This window comes from Neorhizobium turbinariae (assembly GCF_023223505.1).
In the GTDB taxonomy this organism is placed as follows: Bacteria; Pseudomonadota; Alphaproteobacteria; order Rhizobiales; family Rhizobiaceae; genus Neorhizobium; species Neorhizobium turbinariae.
This window is the reverse complement of record NZ_JALPRY010000015.1, coordinates 1-19,332: the sequence shown is the minus strand read 5'-3', so window position 1 is coordinate 19,332 and position 19,332 is coordinate 1. Positions and strand designations below refer to the sequence as shown.

Genomic DNA, 19,332 nt, shown 5'->3' with positions numbered 1-19,332 from the left:
CATGAGCAACCAGACCTACGACGCCAACAACATCTTCGGCAAAATCCTGCGCGGCGAAATTCCCTCCCACCGCGTCTATGAAGATGATGACACCCTTGCCTTCATGGACGTCATGCCGCAGTCGCCAGGTCACCTCCTGGTGATACCGAAGGCGCCGTCGCGCAATGTGCTCGATGCGGATCCGGCTGTCCTGTCAAAGCTGATGCCGGTGGTGCAGCGGCTTGCCAAGGTCGCAAAGGAAGCCTTCGACGCTGACGGCGTCACCATCATGCAGTTCAACGAGGCGCCTGCCGGGCAGACCGTGTTCCACCTGCATTTCCACATCGTTCCGCGTTACGAAGGCGTCGCCCTTCGCCCGCATTCCGGTCAGATGGAAGACAATGAAGTGCTGGCTGCCCACGCACGGAAGCTGATCGAGGCATTGGCTGAGCAAGTTCAGGCGACCTGAAGCGTCGTCGACGGCGCGCGCTCTGGGCTCAGCCTCGACAGGAGCGCGCGCGCAACCAGCCAGGCCAGCAGGAACATGATAACACCACCTGCGATGTCGACGAGGAAGTGCCCGCCCTGCACCAGGACAGCCGGAAACATCAGGACGTTCACAACGTAGAACAGAATCCGGACCGGCATCAGCCGTGGTGCGAAGGCCAGTGACATGCACGCCATCACGATGTGGAAGGATGGAAAGGCGATCAGGCCCAGGACATTCTTGGGTGAGAGGTAGCTCACCCCTTCCGCCGCCAGCCGCAGCAGTTCCCGCCCATAGGCCGGATCAACGGCAAGGGGGATCGTCTCCATCACCCATTGCGGAAGCGTGTTGTAGGATTTCGCACCGAATGTCGGGAAAAAGAACCAGAAGATGACGGAAGCAAGCGCTCCGACCATGCCGGTCAGCAGGAAATGGTGCAGCCTTCGGTCATCACCGCTGAAGCCGTACCAGCACACCAGCAGCAGGAGCTGCGGCAGCGACGTCGCATAGACGAGAAACAGCGTGTAGCCGATCCATGAATGCTGCGCGGCGAAGGTGACAACCAAAGGCCAGTCGTAGCCGAGCATGGCGTCGAAGCGCATGAGGAATGGGTCGATCGACTGGTTGACGGTGGGTAAGAACGTGTAGTTCAGCGTGGAGCCGACCAGGGAAAACAGAATGAACAGGCCGGATCCGCACAAGGCGGTTGAGACGCGCAATGCTGGACGGAACCGGCGATAAAGCTGGCCCGAAAGCAGCAGAAAAAGCCCGATCAGCGTTGCTGCCGCGTAGCCTTCGATATCGACGGCAACGTCTTTTATTACCACGAAAGCGATATCAACAACGGCGACCAGCAGGATCGTGCAGGCGATCAGCCGCTCTACTGGATTAAGCATCCCCCGCCCCACATCCAATACCAGCAACGATCGCTACAGGCGAAAGCTTAGGATGTGATGAACACGTTAGAAGCCGATCCACCACAGGCCGATCACGAGGATCGCGATCGGCACAAGCACGCCAACCGCGATCCTGCGGCCCGTAGTGAGAAACACGGCAAAGCCGATGCCAGCGGCGGCGAGCCGCAGCCAGAGTGGCGAGGCCGCAAGTGTCCCGGTGGGAAAGACAATGAGCTTGGCCGTCACCGCCATGACAAGCGCCGTCGCAACCGCCTTTACCCAGTAGAGCGCTTCGGAATCCTCGCGCAGGCGATTGCCGAACAGCACGCCGAGCCACCGCCAAAAATCTGTCGCGACAAACCCGGCGACGATGATCACCACATAGGTCCACCAACCGTCGATCACGCCGCGCCTCCCGCGGGATGTGCCAAGCTCCTGCGGCGTCTGCGGTCAATGAGATAGGCGACCGTACCGCCCCCGATGCCGGCGTACAGAAGGTCGAAGCCCGGAGCGAGATAGGCCATGACCGGTCCCATCACGACGCCGATGATGAAGGCAATCCGTACGACGGTCTGCTGGGCGCTTCGCCATATCGAAGACAGGAAGTAGACGGGTGTCAGCATGAACAGGGCGCCGGCGATGATGGGCGGGAAGCTCGAGACGAGCCCGTAACCGATGCCAACCAGAACCGAGTTCGTCAGGGTCAGCGTCACGCAGAATCCGGAGAAATACGCCAGCCGATGCTCTTTCGGCACCTTCCTCAAGTTCTGGAGTGCGAAGACCCAGGAGGTAATGGCGATGAAATGCGACACGAACAGCAAAAGCCAGACCGGTGTGCGGCTGGTGCGCATCTCCGGCATGATGGATGCCACCATCGGCATCATCCGGATCGATGAGAGTGTGACGGCGAGGAAGGACGCCGCGATATGTGCGCCGCTCAGCATCGAGCCGACCAGGATCATCTGCGCCGGCAGCGCCCAGATCGACAGGGTCATGAAAACCGCCTGCCAGCGGGTCAAACCGGCTTCCAGCGCAAAGGCACTGAAGCCGATATAGGATGTCATGAGGATCAAGGCGGGCAGAGACAGGATGCCCCGCATCCCGGCGAAGAACCACGAGGACGCGCGGCCGCTATTGTCGTCAATCTCTTGCATCGGCCACGCGTGTTCGGAATCAGCCTCGTGTTGATACGACGATGCCGGGACAAGCCCGGCATCGCAAGTCTCTGATGATGAAAACCTATCGGCTCTTCGGCACACGCGGCACAGTGCCGCCCTTCCGCGACGAAGGCTTTGCAGGTGCTTCGTCGGTCAGAACGTCGGCGTCCGCGGCGGCTTGCGCCTTGGTGCCCCCGTCCTTGCCTTTCGAGCCAGACTTTCTCGCCTTGGCCTTGGTAGTCTTGGTACCGGCTTCCTCAGCCGCCTCTTCCACCTCAGCTTCCGGCTTCGGCTTCACAGGCACGGCTTCGGGAATCGAATCCAGCAGCAACTTGTCCTTGCCGTTTTCGTCCTTGCCGACCGTCACCCGAACGACGCCGCCCTTGCGGAGCGCACCGAACAGGATCTCGTTGGCAAGCGGCTTCTTGATGTGCTCCTGGATGACGCGCGAGAGCGGGCGTGCACCCATCTTCTCGTCGTAACCGCGTTCCGCGAGCCAGGCGATTGCATCCTGGTGCAGGTCGAAGGTGACGTTGCGTTCCGAGAGCTGCGTCTCAAGCTGCATGACGAATTTCTGGACAACCTGATGGATGACTTCCGTCGGCAGCGGCGCAAACGGGATCGTCGCATCCAGGCGGTTGCGGAACTCCGGCGTGAACAGGCGGTTGAGCGCCTCTTCGTCCTCACCGGTGCGCTTCGACGAACCGAAGCCGATGGCGGCCTTGGCCATTTCAGACGCACCCGCATTGGTCGTCATGATCAGGATGACGTTGCGGAAGTCGATCTTCTTGCCGTTGTGATCCGTCAGCGAGCCGTGGTCCATGACCTGCAGCAGGATATTGTAGATATCCGGATGCGCCTTCTCGATTTCATCGAGCAGGACGACGCTGTGCGGATGCTGGTCCACCTGGTCGGTCAGCAGACCGCCCTGGTCAAACCCGACGTAGCCCGGAGGTGCCCCAAGCAGTCTCGAAACGGTGTGGCGCTCCATGTATTCCGACATGTCGAACCGCAGCAGTTCAACGCCGAGCGACGCCGCAAGCTGCTTTGCAACTTCAGTCTTGCCGACGCCCGTCGGGCCGGAGAAGACATAGGAACCGATCGGCTTGTTCGGCTCGCGAAGGCCGGCACGTGCCAGCTTGATCGCAGTCGACAGAGCCTCGATCGCGGCATCCTGGCCGTAGACTACCGAACGAAGTTCCTTGTCCAGGTTGGCGAGAACCATCTCGTCATCCTTGGACACCGTCTTCGCGGGGATCCGTGCCATCGTTGCGATCGTCGCCTCGATCTCCTTCTCGGTGATCAGCTTGCGCCGCTTGGAAGCGGGCAACAGCATCTGCGCCGCCCCGGTCTCGTCGATCACGTCGATCGCCTTGTCCGGCAGCTTGCGGTCGGAGATGTAGCGGGCCGAGAGTTCAACGGCTGCCTTGATTGCGTCGTTAGTGTAACGGAGCTTGTGGTAGTCCTCGAAATAGGGCTTCAGGCCCTTCATGATCTCGACAGCGTCGTCGATCGACGGTTCATTGACGTCGATCTTCTGGAAGCGGCGAACCAGGGCCCGGTCCTTTTCGAAGAACTGGCGATACTCCTTATAGGTGGTCGAACCGATGCAACGGATTGCGCCGGAAGACAGCGCCGGCTTCAGGAGGTTTGAAGCATCCATCGCACCTCCCGACGTGGCACCAGCACCGATCACGGTGTGGATTTCGTCGATGAAGAGGACGGCACCCGGATATTCCTCGAGTTCCTTGACGACCTGCTTCAAGCGCTCCTCGAAGTCACCGCGGTAGCGCGTGCCAGCAAGCAGCGTGCCCATGTCGAGCGAGAAGATGGTCGCGTCGGCGAGTGCTTCCGGCACCTTGCCTTCGATGATCCGCTTGGCGAGTCCTTCGGCGATCGCTGTCTTGCCGACCCCTGGGTCACCCACGTAAAGCGGGTTGTTCTTGGAACGGCGGCACAGCACCTGGATCGTGCGATTGACTTCGGAATGGCGACCGATCAGCGGATCGATACGGCCTTCCCTCGCCTTTTCGTTCAGGTTGACGCAGTAGGCCTTCAGGGCGTCCTGCGGCTTCTTGGCGGACGACTCGTCCTGGTCGCGGGCGGACGGCTTTGCATCCGCATCGGCTTCATCGACACCGCGCGGTGTGCGGGGCTGGGAGGCGCCCGGGCGCTTGCCGATACCGTGCGAGATGTAGTTGACCGCGTCGTAGCGCGTCATTTCCTGCTCCTGCAGGAAGAACGCAGCATGGCTTTCCCGTTCGGCGAAGATCGCCACGAGAACGTTCGCACCGGTCACTTCCTCGCGACCCGAAGACTGGACGTGGATCACAGCGCGCTGGATGACGCGCTGGAAGCCGGAAGTCGGCTTCGAATCTTCGTCGTAGCCGGTGACGAGGTTGGCAAGTTCATTGTCGACATAGTCAGCAACCGTCTTGCGCAGTGTTTCCAAATTGACGTTACAAGCGCCCATGACCGCCGCTGCATCTGCGTCGTCGATCAACGCCAACAGCAGGTGCTCGAGCGTGGCATATTCGTGATGCCGCTCGTTGGCAAAGGTCAGTGCCTGATGCAGCGCCTTTTCTAAGCTAGGCGAAAATGTTGGCACGTCGGGTTCCTCACTTCTTTTCCATAACACATTGCAGCGGATGCTGGTGTTGCCGAGCAAAGTCCATGACTTGGGAAACCTTGGTTTCCGCTACTTCATATGTGTATATTCCGCATTCCCCCACGCCGTGATTGTGAACGTGGAGCATGATACGCGTGGCAGCCTCGCGGTCTTTCTGGAAAAAACGCTCCAGAATGTGGATGACGAACTCCATCGGCGTGTAATCGTCATTCAGCAGAAGTACGCGATAAAGATTTGGCTTCTTGGTCTTAGGTTTGGTTCGGGTGATGACCGAGGTCCCGCGATTAGCGTTCCCGTCACCGCCCTTCTCATTCTGCATTAAGATCGGCCGTGCGATCATGTTCATTCATTCCCCATCGTCCGATCGGCAGAGGCCTTGATTGCCGGATGCCGTCGCACGAACTTCAGTTACCCTAACTTAGTTCATTCGAGACGGATTTTAAGCCCCCCTCGCTGCTACGCAATCACTATTCGGGCCGCACCGCCGCCCATGATTCCCACGCAACGAGCGCTCGGAATCAAAAAGGCCGGCAGCGTCAAACACAACCGACCTTCGCGTCGCAAGCATCCTCCCTCAGGGGGCAGATCTCAAGCCGCTTGCGGCTCCACGACAGCGGGCGGCTTGAGCACCGGCGCTTCGAAAGGTCGATAGGCTGCCTTGGCGAGATCGGCATAGATGTCGCTGATCCTCGTCGCCCGGGCAATGTAATCATCACAGGAAGACTTCGCGAAGCTGGCCTGCAGATCGTAGGCTGCTTCGACGCTGCGAACGCAAGCCCAGGCTTCCACGTAGCTGGACAGGTCCTGGAAAGCCTTCTTGTAAAAATCTCCTGCTTCCGTGGCGATCGCCTGGAAGCCGCTCGCCACTTCGGAATAGCTTTTCAGCATCCCGTCCATCGCAACCTTGCTCTGCCTGCTGGCTTCATCGAAATTGAACATAGCGTGACCCCTGTTCATTCGCACCTGCTCATAGAATGGCTCATCGGGCGGAATGTCAAGGCGACTTGTGCGCTGCGAGATGCGCTTGCGGGAACGCATTTCCAAAACGCGAAACGGGCCCGAAGGCCCGTTCAGATCGATCACGATACGATCGTCTCAGAGGTCGACGTCGAGGATCGCCATCGAGAAATTGTAGGAGCGATCGCCGTCTTCATCGTCGAGATAAACAACGCCGAGGAATTCTTCGCCAAGATAGACTTCAGCCGAATCGTCCTTGCGCGGACGCGCCTTGACAACGACCTGCGGGTTCAGCACGCGCTTGAAATAAGCGTCCAGCTTCTTGATTTCGTCAGGTTTCACGATTTTCTCCGTCAGCGGTTCAAGTGGCGCGCTTGTGGCATGGGAGAAAGGCGAAAGTAAAGCCGCTAAAGGCTAAACCTCCCGCCCTTTATGCCGCACCCTGCCGTCAGATTTCGGCGCCGAGAATCTGGTCCATCAGGCGCGATGGTTCCGAGCAACCTGCCTCACCGACGACCTTAGCAGGCACACCAGCGACTGTCGACTTCGGCGGCACCGGCTTCAGCACCACGGATCCGGCGGCCACGCGCGAGCATGAACCGACTTCGATGTTGCCGAGAATCTTGGCGCCAGCGCCAATCAGCACGCCATTGCCGATCTTCGGGTGGCGGTCAGCGCCTTCCTTGCCGGTTCCACCCAATGTCACACCATGGAGGATCGAGACGTTGTCGCCGATGACGGCGGTTTCGCCGACCACCAGGCCCGTTGCGTGATCAAGGAAAATGCCCTTGCCGACACGTGCGGCGGGGTTGATGTCGGTCTGGAAGACACTCGACGAGCGGCTCTGCAGGTAAAGCGCAAAGTCGCGGCGTCCACGGTTGAACAGCCAGTGCGCCAGCCGGTGTGTCTGGATGGCGTGGAAGCCCTTGAAGTAGAGCACCGGCTCGAGGAAGCGCAGGCAGGCCGGGTCACGGTCGTAGATAGCCTGAATGTCGACGCGAAGAATGGAGCCCCACTCCGGCCAGTCATCCAGCATCTCCATGAAGGTCTGCCGCAGTAGGATCGCCTGCAGGTCCGGATGATCGAGGCGCTCACAGATGCGGTGCACAACACAGTCTTCCAGCGAGCGGTGGTTCAGCACCGTCGAATACAGGAATGCAGCCAGAAGCGGGTCACTTGCCGCGGCTGTCATTGCCTCTTCGCGAAGCGTGTCCCAGATCGGATCGACCGTCGGAACGGTACCCTTGCTGCGGATCTCGGTACGTGCGGCCATAGCCGTCTCCTCGGTTTGCCTTAGCGGCAATATATAGAACGGAATCACATGTACACCAACGGATGCGAAAACGCATTCCGTTGATCGTGATGATAAAGAAATGTTGAGGATGCGCCGGTCTGTTCGTTACTGTCGGCCCAGACCGGCATAAAACTCCAGAACTGCCTGCTTGAATACCTTGTCGCCAACCGCCAGCATGTGGTCGCGCCCGGGGATGTCGAGTGCCCTGGCATTCGGCATCAAGGCGGCCAGTTCCTGTGCCGACCCGGCGATGTCATCCTTGGTGCCGACGCCGATCAGGGTCGGCGCGTCGATCTTGCCCATGTCGGAGCGGCTGACGAGGTCGCGCGATCCTCGAATACATGCAGCCAGGGCCACCTTGTCGCTCTTCGTCTGGTCGGCAAAAGCCCGGAACATGCGCCCGCGCGCGTGGCTCACGTCATCCAGCGACGGCGCGAGAAGCGCATCCGCGATCGGATCCCAGTCGCCGACGCCATCGGTCATGCCGATGCCAAGGCCGCCGAGCACCAGCGAGCGAACCCGGTCCGGGTGCGCCAGGGCCGCAAACACGGAAATCCTTGCGCCCATCGAATAACCAAACAGGCTCGCTTCCGGGATGCGCAAGTGATCGAGCAGAGCGATCGCATCCTCTGCCATGACCCAGGGGCGATAGGCTTCCGCATCTTTTGGTTTGCCGCTGGCGCCATGGCCGCGGTTGTCGATCGCAATTACCCGATAACCGGCATCTCCCAGCGTCTTCAGCCAACCTGGATGGACCCAGTTCACCGTCGCGCTCGAAGCAAACCCGTGGATTAGCAGAACTGGCTCGCCAGATGGGTCGCCCTCGTCGAAATAGGCGAGATCGAGACCATCATGCTGGAAGACGGAAAAGGCAGGGGCGTTCAGGTTCATGTGAAGCGCATCCTTCTGGTGAGCTACATTACGGAGACGATGGCGCAGGCCATAAGGAGCCAAGCGCATTGTTGCTATAGTTTTCCCACTACACTTTTGGAAGCCGCAGGGGTAATGTCCGCCGCAAATCAGAAGCCTTTCAAATTGCGGAGAGCATCATGGCCGGTCACAGCATTCCTCACTTTCAAAATGACGGCGGACATCGCCTGATCGAGATCGGAGTGAAGGAATTCATGTGCACGGGAGCTACCGTTCCCTTCGATCATCCACACATCTTTATCGACATGGGCGACGACAACGAGAAGATCTGCTCCTATTGCTCGACTCTCTATCGCTACAATCCTTCGCTGAAGGCTGACCAGACGATTCCGCCGGGCTGCGTCTTCAACGTCAAGGCTGCCTGACCGGCACCTCCAATGCATCTCGAGAACATCGCGGTCGTCGGCGCCGGTATTGCGGGCCTGACGGCCGCACTTTCGTTTGCCTCCAAGGGTGTTCGCTGCGACATCTTCGAAGAAGCAGGCGAATTGATCGAAGTGGGCGCCGGGCTGCAGGTCTCGCCCAACGCCGCCCGGGTTCTCGGCAAACTTGGTGTTCTGCCTGAACTTGAAGCCGTCTGGACGGAGCCTGATCGGATTTCGCTGGTCTCGGGCACATCGCTGCGCCCCATCGCGCATGTGCCGGCAGGGCGCCATGCCCGCGAACGCTGGGGCGCGCCATATGGCGTCCTTCACCGCGCGACGCTCCAGAAAATTTTGCTGTCAGCGGTCGAACGCAACCCTCTCTGCACAATCCGTCTCGGCACGCCAGTTCGCGGCAGTGCCACCGAAAGTCTCCAGACGGTGACAGGCACGTCCTACCCGCTGATCGTGGGCGCTGATGGCGTGTGGTCGAATGTGCGAGCCTCCGTTCCGCAGGGGCCGGATCCGGACTTCTCTCACAATGTCGCCTGGCGGTTCACCATCCCTTCGGAAACAGCTCCGTCATGGCTCCCGCGCAATCAGGTGACGGCGTTCCTCGGGCCATCGACACATCTGGTGGCTTATCCGCTCTGCGAGATGGACAGCATCAACATCGTGGCGATCGCGTCCGGCATCAGTCCCGGCCACACCTGGGATGCGAGCGCCTCCGAGCCCCAGCGGGACATGTTGGTTGCGCAGTTCCGACACTGGGATCGGCAGATCGCCGACCTTTTGAAGACGATCGAGAAGCCGGGTTTCTGGCCGCTTTACGCCGTCGGTCCAGGGAGATGGCACAACGGCAAGGACACGGTTCTGATTGGTGACGCGGCCCACGCCATGATGCCGTTTGCCGCCCAGGGCTCGTCCATGGCCATCGAGGATGCCTATGTCCTCAGCAATCGCGTGATGAACGCGCCAGATATTCCCCAGGCTCTCGTCCAGTACGAAAACTCACGAAAACCGAGGGTCGCTAAGGTGAAGGCCCGCGGCCAGTTCAACCGCTTTGCCTACCACGCCCGTGGGCCGGTGCGCCTTGCACGCGACCTTGTCTTGTCCATGCGCCTGCCGCAATCGCTCGCGGCGGACTTTGACTGGCTTTACGGCTTCGACGCTGAGTGAATCAAACGGCGGCCGCCGCGGCGAAGCCGATCTCCAGGTCCTTCTTGAGGTCGGCAACATCCTCCAGGCCGATCTGCAGGCGGATGAGCGCGCCATCGGTCGGAGCGGTGCGGATGGTCCGATCGGACAGATTGACCGGAACCGCCAAACTTTCATAGCCACCCCAAGAGTAGCCCAGGCCGAAGAAGGACAGCGCATCCAGGAAGGCATGCGCCTTGGCTTTCGCCTTCTCTGCATCCGCCTTCAAAACGAAGGAGAAAACGCCGCTGGCACCCTTGAAGTCGCGCTTCCAGATGGCATGGCCTGGGAAGCTTGGCAGCGCCGGATGGAGCACGCGAGCCACATCGTCGCGGGTCTCGAGCCAGGTTGCGATGTCGAGCGCGCTCTTCTGGTGGTGTTCGAGGCGTACGCCCATGGTGCGCAGGCCACGCAGGATCATGTAGGAATCATCCGGCGCCCCGCAGATGCCAAGCGTGATGCGAGCCTCTTCGAGCTTCGGCCAGTGCTTGGCATTGGCGGAAACAGAACCCATGACGATGTCCGAATGGCCGGACGGGTATTTTGTCGTCGCGTGAATGGAGACGTCGACGCCGAAATCCAGCGGCTTGAAGAAAAGCGGCGTCGCCCAGGTGTTGTCCATGGTGACAATGATGTCGTGCCGGTGCGCGACCTCGGTGATGGCAGGAATATCCTGCATTTCCATCGTGTTCGAACCGGGCGCTTCGGTATGGATCAGGCGTGTGTTCGGCTTGATCAGCGCTTCGATTCCGGCACCGATCTCGGGATCATAATATTCAATCTCGACACCAAGCCGCGTCAGCATCGTGTTGCAGAAATGGCGGCACGGCGCATAAACGGAATCAACGATCAGGGCGTGATCGCCTGACGAGAGATAGGCGAGGAACGGCACCGAAATGGCCGCCAGTCCCGACGGCACGAGAATCGTGCCGGCCGATCCTTCAAGCTCATCGAATGCCTGGCATAGTGCATCTGTCGTGGGGGTTGCGCGCGTGCCGTAGGTGTATTTCTGCGACCGCTTTTCCATCGTGGAAGAGTTCGGGAAGAGAACGGTCGATGCATGAACGACCGGCGGGTTCACGAAGCCGTGGTATCCCGATGGGTCGTGGCCGATATGGGCAAGGCGCGTGTTCGTTCCTGCTTCTGCAAGCAGCGGGTCTTGTGTCTTTTTCATGTGGTAGATTGCTTCCCCGTGACAGATGAGGGCCGAAGTCTTGCCGCCCGAACAAGCCTCGGTCAACCCATGGCTTTCGGATGGTGGTTCCAACCTCAATACTTCGGTTCAACAGCCGGACTTTTCGGCATCACTTGCCCAGCAAGCGAGCACATGCTCAACTTCTCACCGTGATTAACGAATTTACCTCATTTCTGACGCAATTCGGAAAGGCGACACTTGACCATGCGTAGTTTTACGACTGTGATAGTGAGTACCCGCGCCGGGAGGGCCAGCGGGAACCGGCCGTAACGGAAACAAACTGGGGGCGGCTCGGTGTCATCAATATACATATAAGGTTGGGAAAATGAAAAAGACGCTTTTGTCTACCGCGATTGGCGCAGCGGTATTTGGCATCGCCTCGGCAGCTTCTGCCGGCACGCTTGAAGATGTGAAGGCGAAGGGCTTTATCCAGTGCGGCGTCAACACCGGTCTTGCGGGCTTCGCTCAGCCTGACGCTTCCGGCAACTGGAAGGGCTTCGACGTTGATTACTGCCGCGCTGTTGCTGCCGCCGTTTTCGGCGACCCGGACAAGGTGAAGTACACGCCCACCACTGCACAGAGCCGCTTCACGGCCCTTCAGTCTGGCGAAGTCGACCTGCTGGCACGTAACACCACCTGGAGCATCGGCCGCGACACCGCGCTCGGCTTCAACTTCCGTTACGTCAACTACTACGACGGCCAGGGCTTCATGGTGCCCAAGAGCCTCAACGTGAAGTCCGCTCTCGAACTGTCCGGCGCTGCCGTCTGCGTCCAGTCCGGCACCACGACCGAGCTCAACCTCGCTGACTACTTCCGCGCCAACAACCTCGAATACAAGCCGGTCGTTTTCGAGAAGCTCGAAGAAGTCAACGCTGCATACCAGGCTGGCCGTTGCGACGTTTACACCACCGACCAGTCGGGCCTGTATTCGATCCGCCTCGCTGTCTCGAACCCGGATGACCACGTCGTTCTGCCGGAAATCATCTCCAAGGAGCCGCTGGCTCCGGCCGTTCGCCAGGGCGATGACAAGTGGTTCGACATCGTGACCTGGACCGGTTACGCGCTCGTTCAGGCCGAAGAAATGGGCATCACCCAGGCTAACGTAGACGAAATCAAGGGCTCTTCGACGAACCCGGACGTTCGTCGCTTCCTCGGCGTTGAGCAGGACACCAAGGTCGGTACCGACCTCGGCCTCACCAACGACTGGGCCTACAACATCATCAAGGGTGTTGGGAACTATGGCGAAGTCTTCGAGCGCAACATCGGCGCCAACACGCCGCTGAAGATCCAGCGCGGCCTCAATGCCTTGTGGACCAAGGGCGGTCTGCAGTACGCACCGCCGATCCGTTGATCTAAAAGAAATGCAGTGCGGGGCGGCCTTGTCGCCCCGCAACCACGAATAAAAACAAAAATAAAAAAAGCAAAAGCATGGGCCATCAAGGCCAGCGGGGAAAAGGCAGCATGACAGATCACGCCATACGTGTGTCATCTCATCGGGGGGATTCGAAAGTCTCGCCGATCTACGACCCGAGGGTGCGCAGCATCTTCTTCCAGATTCTGACGGCAGTAATTGTTGTTCTTGCGGTCTGGTCTATCAGCAACAACGTCGCTACCAACCTTGCACGCGCCAATATCGCCTCCGGCTACGGCTTCCTGTCCGGCCGCTCCGGTTTCGATATCGGCTTTGCGATGATCTCCTACTCAAGCGATTCGACCTATGGCCGGGCCATTCTTGTCGGCCTGCTCAACACGCTGCTGATCGCCGTTACCGGCATCATCACCGCCACCATCATCGGCTTCATTATCGGCATCGGACGGCTTTCGAAGAACTGGCTGATCGCCAAGCTTTGCACGGTTTACGTCGAAGTTTTCCGTAATATCCCGCCGCTGCTCGTCATCTTCTTCTGGTATTCCGGCGTCCTGTCCTCGCTCCCGCAGGTGCGCGATTCCGTGGAACTGCCGCTCGGCATGTTCTTGAACAACCGCGGCCTCGCCTTTCCGAAGCCCGTCTGGGGTGAAACGGCCTGGGTGATCCCGATCGCACTGCTGATCGGTATTGTGGTGTCCGTCGTCGTCGCATCCTGGGCGAAGCGTCGCCAGATGCGCACCGGCGAGCAGTTCCACACGATCTGGGTGTCGACCGGTCTCATCGTCGGCATTCCGGTTCTTGCCTTCCTGGCCGCCGGCGCCCCGCTGACCTTCGACTTCCCGGTCGCTGGCCGCTTCAACCTGTCGGGCGGTTCGGTCATCGCGCCGGAATTCGTGGCGCTTTATCTCGCCCTCTCCTTCTACACCGCCTCGTTTATCGCCGAAATCATCCGCGCCGGTATCCGCGGCGTGGCGAAGGGCCAGTCGGAAGCGGCTTTCGCGCTCGGCCTGCAACCTTCCACGACCACGCGTCTGGTTGTGGTTCCGCAGGCGATGCGCATCATCATTCCCCCGCTGACCAGCCAGTATCTGAACCTCACGAAGAACTCGTCGCTCGGCGTTGCCATCGGCTTCCCGGAGCTTGTTTCAACGGGCGGCACGACGATGAACCAGACTGGCCAGGCCGTCGAGATCATCTCGATCTGGCTCATCGTCTACCTGACGATCAGCATCGCGACTTCGCTGTTCATGAACTGGTTCAACGCCCGAATGGCACTGGTGGAGAGGTAAGACCATGGCTGACACCTCTGTCTCCTTTGTCCGCAGAGAAATGCTGGACGCAAAACCTGCACCGACGGCAAGCGGCAACCTCTTCGGATGGGTGCACAAGAACCTGCTGGCGACGCCGAAGGACATTGTCCTGACGGTGCTCGCGATCGCCATCCTGGTGATGATCGTGCCGCCGGCGGCAAACTGGCTGTTCTTCCAGGCAAGCTGGCTCGGCTCCGACCGATCCGTCTGCTCCACCCTGGTTCAGGGCGGCATCCAGCCGGATGGCTGGAAGGGCGCCTGCTGGGCGTTCGTGCAGGACCGCTTCGTGCAGTTCATGTTCGGTCGATACCCGCTCGATGAACGCTGGCGTCCGATTCTCGTGACGATCATGTTCATCGCGCTGCTGACGCCGCTCCTCATCCCCAAGGTGCCGCGCAAGGGCCTCAACGCCCTGCTGCTGTTCATCGTCTTCCCGATCGTCGCCTTTTTCCTGCTGCATGGCGGATTTGGGCTGCGGGTCGTCGAGACCCCGCTCTGGGGCGGCCTGATGGTGACGCTCATCCTGTCCTTCGTCGGGATTGCGGTCTCGTTCCCTCTCGGAACGCTGCTGGCGCTCGGACGCCGGTCCAAGATGCCGGTGATCAAGACGCTTTGCGTCACCTTCATCGAGGTGATCCGCGGCGTGCCGCTCATCACGGTCTTGTTCATGGCGAATGTGATGTTGCCGCTCTTCCTGCCGACCGGCTGGACGATCGACAACTTCCTGCGTGCGCTTGTCGCCGTTGCGCTTTTCGCTTCCGCCTATATGGCCGAGGTTATCCGCGGCGGCCTGCAGGCGATCCCGAAGGGACAGTCGGAAGGTGCGGAATCACTCGGCCTCAGCTATTGGCAGAAGATGCGGCTGATCATCCTGCCGCAGGCGATCAAGCTGGTCATCCCGGGTATCGTCAACACCTTCATCGGGCTGTTCAAGGATACCTCGCTCGTCTCCATCATCGGGATGTTCGACCTGCTCAACATCATCCGGCTCAACTTCATCGATACGACCTGGATCACGCCCGTGACGCCGATCACCGGCTTGATCTTTGCAGGCTTTATCTACTGGCTGTTCTGCTTCAGCATGTCCCGCTACTCCGCCTTCATGGAGCGGCATCTGGACACGGCTCATCAGCGCTGACCGCCACGCAATTCAAAAAGGGAAACACATGGCTGAAGCCCAACCCAAGAACCTGGCAGTGTCGGCAACCGACGTCGCCGTTGAAATCACCAACATGAACAAGTGGTATGGCGACTTCCACGTTCTGCGCGACATCAACCTCAAGGTGATGAAGGGCGAGCGCATCGTCATCGCCGGGCCTTCCGGCTCGGGAAAATCCACGATGATCCGCTGCATCAACCGGCTGGAAGAACACCAGTCCGGGAGCATTGTGGTCGATGGCATCGAACTGACCAACGACCTGAAGAAGATCGATGAAGTGCGCCGCGAAGTCGGCATGGTGTTCCAGCACTTCAACCTGTTCCCGCATCTGACGATTCTTGAAAACTGCACGCTGGCGCCGATCTGGGTGCGCAAGATGCCGAAGAAGGAAGCCGAAGAGATCGCGATGCACTACCTGAAGCGCGTCAAGATCCCCGAACAGGCCCACAAATATCCCGGCCAGTTGTCCGGCGGCCAGCAGCAGCGCGTCGCAATTGCCCGCTCGCTCTGCATGAAGCCGAAGATCATGCTCTTCGACGAGCCGACCTCGGCGCTGGACCCGGAAATGGTGAAGGAAGTTCTCGACACCATGGTGAGCCTTGCCGAAGAAGGCATGACCATGCTCTGCGTCACCCACGAAATGGGCTTTGCCCGCCAGGTAGCCAATCGCGTGATCTTCATGGACCAGGGTCAGATCGTCGAGCAGAACTCACCTGCCGAGTTCTTCGACAATCCGCAACATGAACGCACGCGGCTGTTCCTCAGCCAGATCCTGCACTAGGTGGACAACAAGGGGCGCTGCGGTGCCCCTCTCCTTTTGTGGCGCTTCGCACCGCAAGCATTTCCACTGCGTGTGCACGCACCCTTCCTGCCGCTCCACCGGCGGCCATTGCTCCCGAGAACCACATACCAACATCTCCGGGTAACTTCCACGGAACGTCTGGGTGCCTCGATCTGTTACAGACGAGCACAGAAAGGAGCAGCTATGTCTGACATTCAAGCAATGGATGGAACCGATCGCACGGTGATCTCGCTGGATGAGGAGCGTGAGGTCGATGCCTTCGCCGACAGGCACAGCCTCCCCAAGGAGGCAGCCATCGAGATCATCCGGCAGGCGCGCGGCAATCGCGTCGCCGCAGATGAACTGGCGAAGAACTACACGGCGCGCGCCTAGACGTCTCCAGGTAGGGCACGTCGGCCTGATAGTTGAAAGATGGTCTGGCAGTGTGGCGACCCCTGTAGGACTCGAACCTACGACCTGCTGCTTAGAAGGCAGCTGCTCTATCCAGTTGAGCTAAGGGGCCGTTCAAGGCAGCGCGAGCGGCGCTGCCTACCAATTCTTCAGTGCGTCCAGGGCTGGATGCGGTTGAAGCGGAAATTGTCGGTATAAGAAACCACCTGACGGTTCGCCTGCTTCGGCGGGATCACACGGTATTCGATGCCCTCACGCTTGGCATAGGCTTCGGCCTTCTCCTGCGTCTCAAACGTCAGGCGCACTTGCTGTTTCGTGTCTGCAGAAGAGGTATAACCCAGGATCGGGTCGATGCGCTTGGGACCTTCCTGGTCGAATTCCAGAACCCACAGATGCGTCTTGGCTTTGCCAGATTGCATGGCGGTTTTGGCGGGACGAAAGATCTTGGCAGGCATTCCTGAAACGCTCCATCAGCTGACGCAGAACGTTGCACCACCTGAAAGCGTGGTCGGAGTGGAGAGATTCGAACTCCCGACCCTCTGGTCCCAAACCAGATGCGCTACCAGACTGCGCTACACTCCGTCCTACGTTGGTTGCGAGATACACGGTTCCCTTCGGGGCCGCAATACCCAAATCCAACAATGTTGATCCCACTGAAAAGATGCAGTGGATTACCACTTGTTGCCGATGCGCTTGGAGACAGCCTTGTCGCCAACACTGACGCCCAAACGCTTGGCGGTGCCCGCATTGAGTTCCAGCACAAACTTCACTGCTCCGCGCGAATCAATCACATCGCGCGAATACGGCACGGTGTTTTCCCGAATGTGGGAGATCGTGCCATCACCCTGGATGAACAGCATGTCGAGTGGGAGAATCGTGTTCTCCATCCACATGCCAACCTGCCGGGGCAGACCGAAATCGAACAACATGCCGTGATCCGGCGCCATCGACTTGCGGAACATCAGCCCCTGCTGACGTTGAGCATCGGTGAGCGCGAGTTCGACGGTGAACTTATGCGTCTTGCCCGCCTTCGTCTGGATCACGAGCTCTTCGCGGGGAAAGGTGACGTCCTGGGCGGCCGCGAATGCTGCACCCACAAAGACAAAAAGCGCCACAAGGGCGCTTTGGAGAACTGCTGAATATGACAAACGCATCAGTGTGACCGGCTCACGGGGTTTGGATTGTCGGGATGGATTTCCGCTGCCATCAGGCCCTTATCGCCAGGCCCGAAGCGTACCAGAACGACCTGGCCCGGACGAAGTTCCGTGAGGCCGAAGCGACGCAACGTTTCCATATGAACAAAGATGTCCTCGGTCCCCTCGCCGCGGGTCAGAAAGCCAAACCCCTTGGTGCGGTTGAACCACTTCACCAGTGCCCGTTCCAGGCCGCTCGTTGCCGTCACCTGGACATGCGTGCGCACCGGCGGAAGCTGCGACGGGTGAACGGCCGTCGACTGATCCATGGAAAGAATGCGGAATGCCTGGTAACCGCGGTCCCGCTTCTGGATGAGGGCCACGATGCGCGTGCCTTCCAGGATGGTCTGGTAACCGTCGCGCCGAAGGCAGGTCACATGCAGGAGAACATCCTGCATCCCGTTGTCAGGAACGATGAATCCGAAGCCCTTCGCCACGTCGAACCACTTCACGACGCCGGTAATCTCGATCAATTCGACCGGTTCGCCCGCGAGTTCCTCGAAAGTGGCAACGCCCTTCGACGACATCCTGTCTGCCATATCCTGTCGGCCCCTCGATTACGCGTTACACCTGACGATTAACTGATTCTTAGAGGATAGATTAACATCCCGGTAACCGTCTAGCGCAAGACCCTGCCTTGGCTTTATCCACCTTGACGTCTATTCCGGAAGCCTTGCTCGAGGCTGGCGCGAACACATATTCGCAGCGCCATCCGGCACTTTTTTCTGCGTTTTCGCTCAGGGAGAATAAGAATGCGCTATCTACACACCATGGTGCGGGTCAAGGACCTGGACGCCTCGCTTCATTTCTACACAACGCTGTTCGGCCTGAAGGAAATCCGCAGGAGCGAAAACGAGAAGGGCCGGTTCACGCTGGTCTTCCTTGCAGCACCGGAAGACATCGCATCGGGCGACCCGAGCAAGGCGCCCTGCCTTGAGCTGACTTACAATTGGGATACCGAGGACTATACCGGCGGCCGCAACTTCGGCCACCTCGCTTATGAAGTCGACAACATCTACGACTTCTGCAAGCACCTGCAGGACAACGGCATCACCATCAACCGCCCGCCGCGCGAAGGCCGCATGGCCTTTGTGCGCTCGCCGGATGGCATTTCGATCGAGATCCTGCAGAAGGGCGAGAATCTGCCGGTTGCCGAACCCTGGGCGTCCGCGCCGAATATCGGAAGCTGGTAAGATCTGTCGCGGCGGCCGCCCATGGCCGCCGCACCCTTTGGCGAAGCTTACTCCAGGCTGTCGCCGCCCTCGTCCTGACACATTGGGCGCTTGTCCGTGCGAAGCCCCGGTCCGATGCTGTCGGACATGATTCGCGGCATGATGCGCGCGACATGAACTGACGGGGCAAAAATTGCATTCAGTGCCTTCCACCATCCCAGGCGCCAGACTTGTTCTGGCGGTAGCCGGGCTCTCGCTCCTCACCCTTGCAGGATGCACATCCACGAAGAAGGTGGCCGAAGATTCGCCGGCAGCCGCACCGCGCAACGCCATTCCTGAAGCCCTGAAGCGCGATCTCGCCAATGGCGGAACCGCTGTGTCGGTTGCCCGACCCTCGCCTGCCAATCCTGAAGAATCGCCCCAGGTGGCCGCAGTGAGCGACGCTTCGGCATCCACACCGCAAGATGCCTTCCCGCCGGCACCTGAGCAACCGGTGCAGAACCCCATGGCGGGTCTTGCCACGCAGCCCACGGGCGTGCGCGCCGGGACCGGTACCATTTTCTCCGCCGCACCACCCCTTCCTGCGGCCACCGATCCGTCCGCCACCGGGCCCGTACCGGCAAACTTGCCACGCCGGAACTTCAACGCCATGACGGCGAGCGTTTACAGCGCGCCGCAAGCGGTTCCCGCCACCGCATGTGGCCTTGATCCACAAACCGGGGCAGAGCTAAGCTGCTGAAAAGCCCGGATCTTCGGGGTTCTTTGCGCCTTTCGAAGGTCTTCCGGATTTTTTTGCAGGAAAGATGATTTTGGTGCTTGCGGGAAAGAAATCGCCTCTCTATAAGGGCGCCACA

The 19,332-nt window shown here is 59.8% G+C and carries 23 protein-coding genes and 2 tRNA genes; 10 read left to right on the top strand and 15 right to left on the bottom strand.

Annotated elements, in window-relative coordinates; translation table 11 throughout:
* Position 1: 1 nt before the first annotated feature.
* Positions 2 to 448, top strand: a complete 447-nt coding sequence (locus tag M0654_RS13480) for an HIT family protein (RefSeq protein ID WP_248683580.1) — start codon at positions 2 to 4, stop codon at positions 446 to 448.
* Here the strand turns inward: M0654_RS13480 and M0654_RS13475 are convergent.
* The 9 genes from M0654_RS13475 to M0654_RS13435 form a co-directional block, all read right to left on the bottom strand.
* Positions 436 to 1,362: a phosphatase PAP2 family protein gene (locus M0654_RS13475; protein WP_248683579.1), complete on the bottom strand. Its 927-nt coding sequence runs from the start codon at positions 1,360 to 1,362 to the stop codon at positions 436 to 438. The two genes, M0654_RS13480 and M0654_RS13475, sit on opposite strands and share 13 nt — an antisense overlap.
* Positions 1,363 to 1,428: 66 nt before the next feature.
* Positions 1,429 to 1,767: an AzlD domain-containing protein gene (locus tag M0654_RS13470; protein ID WP_248683578.1), complete on the bottom strand. Its 339-nt coding sequence runs from the start codon at positions 1,765 to 1,767 to the stop codon at positions 1,429 to 1,431.
* Positions 1,764 to 2,516 carry an AzlC family ABC transporter permease gene (locus tag M0654_RS13465; protein ID WP_118849591.1) on the bottom strand — a complete coding sequence of 251 codons (753 nt, stop codon included), beginning with the start codon at positions 2,514 to 2,516 and terminating at the stop codon, positions 1,764 to 1,766. Before M0654_RS13465 ends, M0654_RS13470 begins: the two co-directional genes overlap by 4 nt.
* 85 nt (positions 2,517 to 2,601) lie before the next feature.
* The gene (gene clpA / locus M0654_RS13460) at positions 2,602 to 5,127 is read right to left on the bottom strand and encodes an ATP-dependent Clp protease ATP-binding subunit ClpA (protein WP_248683577.1); all 2,526 of its coding nucleotides are present in this window, start codon (positions 5,125 to 5,127) and stop codon (positions 2,602 to 2,604) included.
* Between the two features lie 10 nt (positions 5,128 to 5,137).
* Positions 5,138 to 5,488 carry an ATP-dependent Clp protease adapter ClpS gene (gene clpS / locus M0654_RS13455; protein ID WP_118849589.1) on the bottom strand — a complete coding sequence of 117 codons (351 nt, stop codon included), beginning with the start codon at positions 5,486 to 5,488 and terminating at the stop codon, positions 5,138 to 5,140.
* 248 nt (positions 5,489 to 5,736) lie between these two features.
* Positions 5,737 to 6,087, bottom strand: a complete 351-nt coding sequence (locus M0654_RS13450; RefSeq protein WP_248683576.1) for a phasin family protein — start codon at positions 6,085 to 6,087, stop codon at positions 5,737 to 5,739.
* 156 nt (positions 6,088 to 6,243) lie between these two features.
* On the bottom strand, positions 6,244 to 6,447 hold the full coding sequence (locus tag M0654_RS13445) for a DUF3126 family protein (RefSeq protein ID WP_118849587.1): 204 nt from the start codon (positions 6,445 to 6,447) through the stop codon (positions 6,244 to 6,246).
* A gap of 106 nt (positions 6,448 to 6,553) precedes the next feature.
* The gene (gene cysE / locus M0654_RS13440; RefSeq protein ID WP_118849586.1) at positions 6,554 to 7,378 is read right to left on the bottom strand and encodes a serine O-acetyltransferase; all 825 of its coding nucleotides are present in this window, start codon (positions 7,376 to 7,378) and stop codon (positions 6,554 to 6,556) included.
* 126 nt (positions 7,379 to 7,504) lie between these two features.
* The gene (locus tag M0654_RS13435) at positions 7,505 to 8,290 is read right to left on the bottom strand and encodes an alpha/beta fold hydrolase (RefSeq protein WP_248683574.1); all 786 of its coding nucleotides are present in this window, start codon (positions 8,288 to 8,290) and stop codon (positions 7,505 to 7,507) included.
* 158 nt (positions 8,291 to 8,448) lie between these two features.
* On the opposite strand from M0654_RS13435, the gene M0654_RS13430 reads away from it, so the two are divergent.
* Together M0654_RS13430 and M0654_RS13425 are read left to right on the top strand one after the other, a co-directional pair.
* Positions 8,449 to 8,694 carry a zinc-finger domain-containing protein gene (locus M0654_RS13430; RefSeq protein ID WP_118849584.1) on the top strand — a complete coding sequence of 82 codons (246 nt, stop codon included), beginning with the start codon at positions 8,449 to 8,451 and terminating at the stop codon, positions 8,692 to 8,694.
* 12 nt (positions 8,695 to 8,706) lie between these two features.
* Complete coding sequence (locus tag M0654_RS13425) at positions 8,707 to 9,870, top strand: FAD-dependent monooxygenase (RefSeq protein ID WP_248683573.1); 1,164 nt, start codon at positions 8,707 to 8,709, stop codon at positions 9,868 to 9,870.
* Position 9,871: 1 nt separating this feature from the next.
* Here M0654_RS13425 and M0654_RS13420 read toward each other — a convergent pair whose 3' ends face one another.
* Positions 9,872 to 11,062, bottom strand: coding sequence for a cystathionine beta-lyase (locus M0654_RS13420; RefSeq protein ID WP_248683571.1), 1,191 nt, complete (start codon positions 11,060 to 11,062; stop codon positions 9,872 to 9,874).
* A gap of 346 nt (positions 11,063 to 11,408) precedes the next feature.
* Here M0654_RS13420 and M0654_RS13415 point away from each other — a divergent pair, with 346 nt between their 5' ends.
* The 5 genes from M0654_RS13415 (at position 11,409) to M0654_RS13395 (ending at position 16,095) form a co-directional block, all read left to right on the top strand.
* A complete protein-coding gene (locus M0654_RS13415; protein WP_248683570.1) occupies positions 11,409 to 12,434 on the top strand; it encodes an amino acid ABC transporter substrate-binding protein in 1,026 nt (341 codons plus the stop codon).
* Between the two features lie 110 nt (positions 12,435 to 12,544).
* The gene (locus tag M0654_RS13410) at positions 12,545 to 13,741 is read left to right on the top strand and encodes an amino acid ABC transporter permease (RefSeq protein WP_248683569.1); all 1,197 of its coding nucleotides are present in this window, start codon (positions 12,545 to 12,547) and stop codon (positions 13,739 to 13,741) included.
* Between the two features lie 4 nt (positions 13,742 to 13,745).
* Positions 13,746 to 14,900, top strand: coding sequence for an amino acid ABC transporter permease (locus M0654_RS13405; RefSeq protein ID WP_118849579.1), 1,155 nt, complete (start codon positions 13,746 to 13,748; stop codon positions 14,898 to 14,900).
* A 28-nt stretch (positions 14,901 to 14,928) separates the two neighbouring features.
* Positions 14,929 to 15,702 (top strand): amino acid ABC transporter ATP-binding protein, encoded by a 774-nt coding sequence (locus M0654_RS13400; protein WP_248683567.1) that lies wholly within the window; start codon positions 14,929 to 14,931, stop codon positions 15,700 to 15,702.
* A 204-nt stretch (positions 15,703 to 15,906) separates the two neighbouring features.
* On the top strand, positions 15,907 to 16,095 hold the full coding sequence (locus M0654_RS13395) for a hypothetical protein (RefSeq protein ID WP_248683566.1): 189 nt from the start codon (positions 15,907 to 15,909) through the stop codon (positions 16,093 to 16,095).
* A 53-nt stretch (positions 16,096 to 16,148) separates the two neighbouring features.
* Here the strand turns inward: M0654_RS13395 and M0654_RS13390 are convergent.
* The 5 genes from M0654_RS13390 to M0654_RS13370 all read right to left on the bottom strand — a co-directional run bounded on the left by M0654_RS13390 (position 16,149) and on the right by M0654_RS13370 (position 17,845).
* A tRNA-Arg gene (locus M0654_RS13390) sits at positions 16,149 to 16,225 on the bottom strand.
* Positions 16,226 to 16,262: 37 nt separating this feature from the next.
* Positions 16,263 to 16,568, bottom strand: a complete 306-nt coding sequence (locus M0654_RS13385; RefSeq protein WP_248683564.1) for an ETC complex I subunit — start codon at positions 16,566 to 16,568, stop codon at positions 16,263 to 16,265.
* Between the two features lie 50 nt (positions 16,569 to 16,618).
* Positions 16,619 to 16,695, bottom strand: a tRNA-Pro gene (locus tag M0654_RS13380).
* Positions 16,696 to 16,784: 89 nt separating this feature from the next.
* Positions 16,785 to 17,267 (bottom strand): DUF192 domain-containing protein, encoded by a 483-nt coding sequence (locus M0654_RS13375; protein WP_248683563.1) that lies wholly within the window; start codon positions 17,265 to 17,267, stop codon positions 16,785 to 16,787.
* Positions 17,267 to 17,845 (bottom strand): cold-shock protein, encoded by a 579-nt coding sequence (locus M0654_RS13370; RefSeq protein WP_118849574.1) that lies wholly within the window; start codon positions 17,843 to 17,845, stop codon positions 17,267 to 17,269. The genes M0654_RS13375 and M0654_RS13370 overlap by 1 nt, the downstream gene beginning before the upstream one ends.
* A gap of 213 nt (positions 17,846 to 18,058) precedes the next feature.
* Here M0654_RS13370 and gloA point away from each other — a divergent pair, with 213 nt between their 5' ends.
* Entirely contained in the window at positions 18,059 to 18,499 is a 441-nt protein-coding gene (gene gloA, locus M0654_RS13365) for a lactoylglutathione lyase (protein WP_248683562.1), read from the top strand.
* Between the two features lie 271 nt (positions 18,500 to 18,770).
* Positions 18,771 to 19,217, top strand: a complete 447-nt coding sequence (locus M0654_RS13360; protein WP_248683561.1) for a hypothetical protein — start codon at positions 18,771 to 18,773, stop codon at positions 19,215 to 19,217.
* Positions 19,218 to 19,332 lie beyond the last annotated feature (115 nt).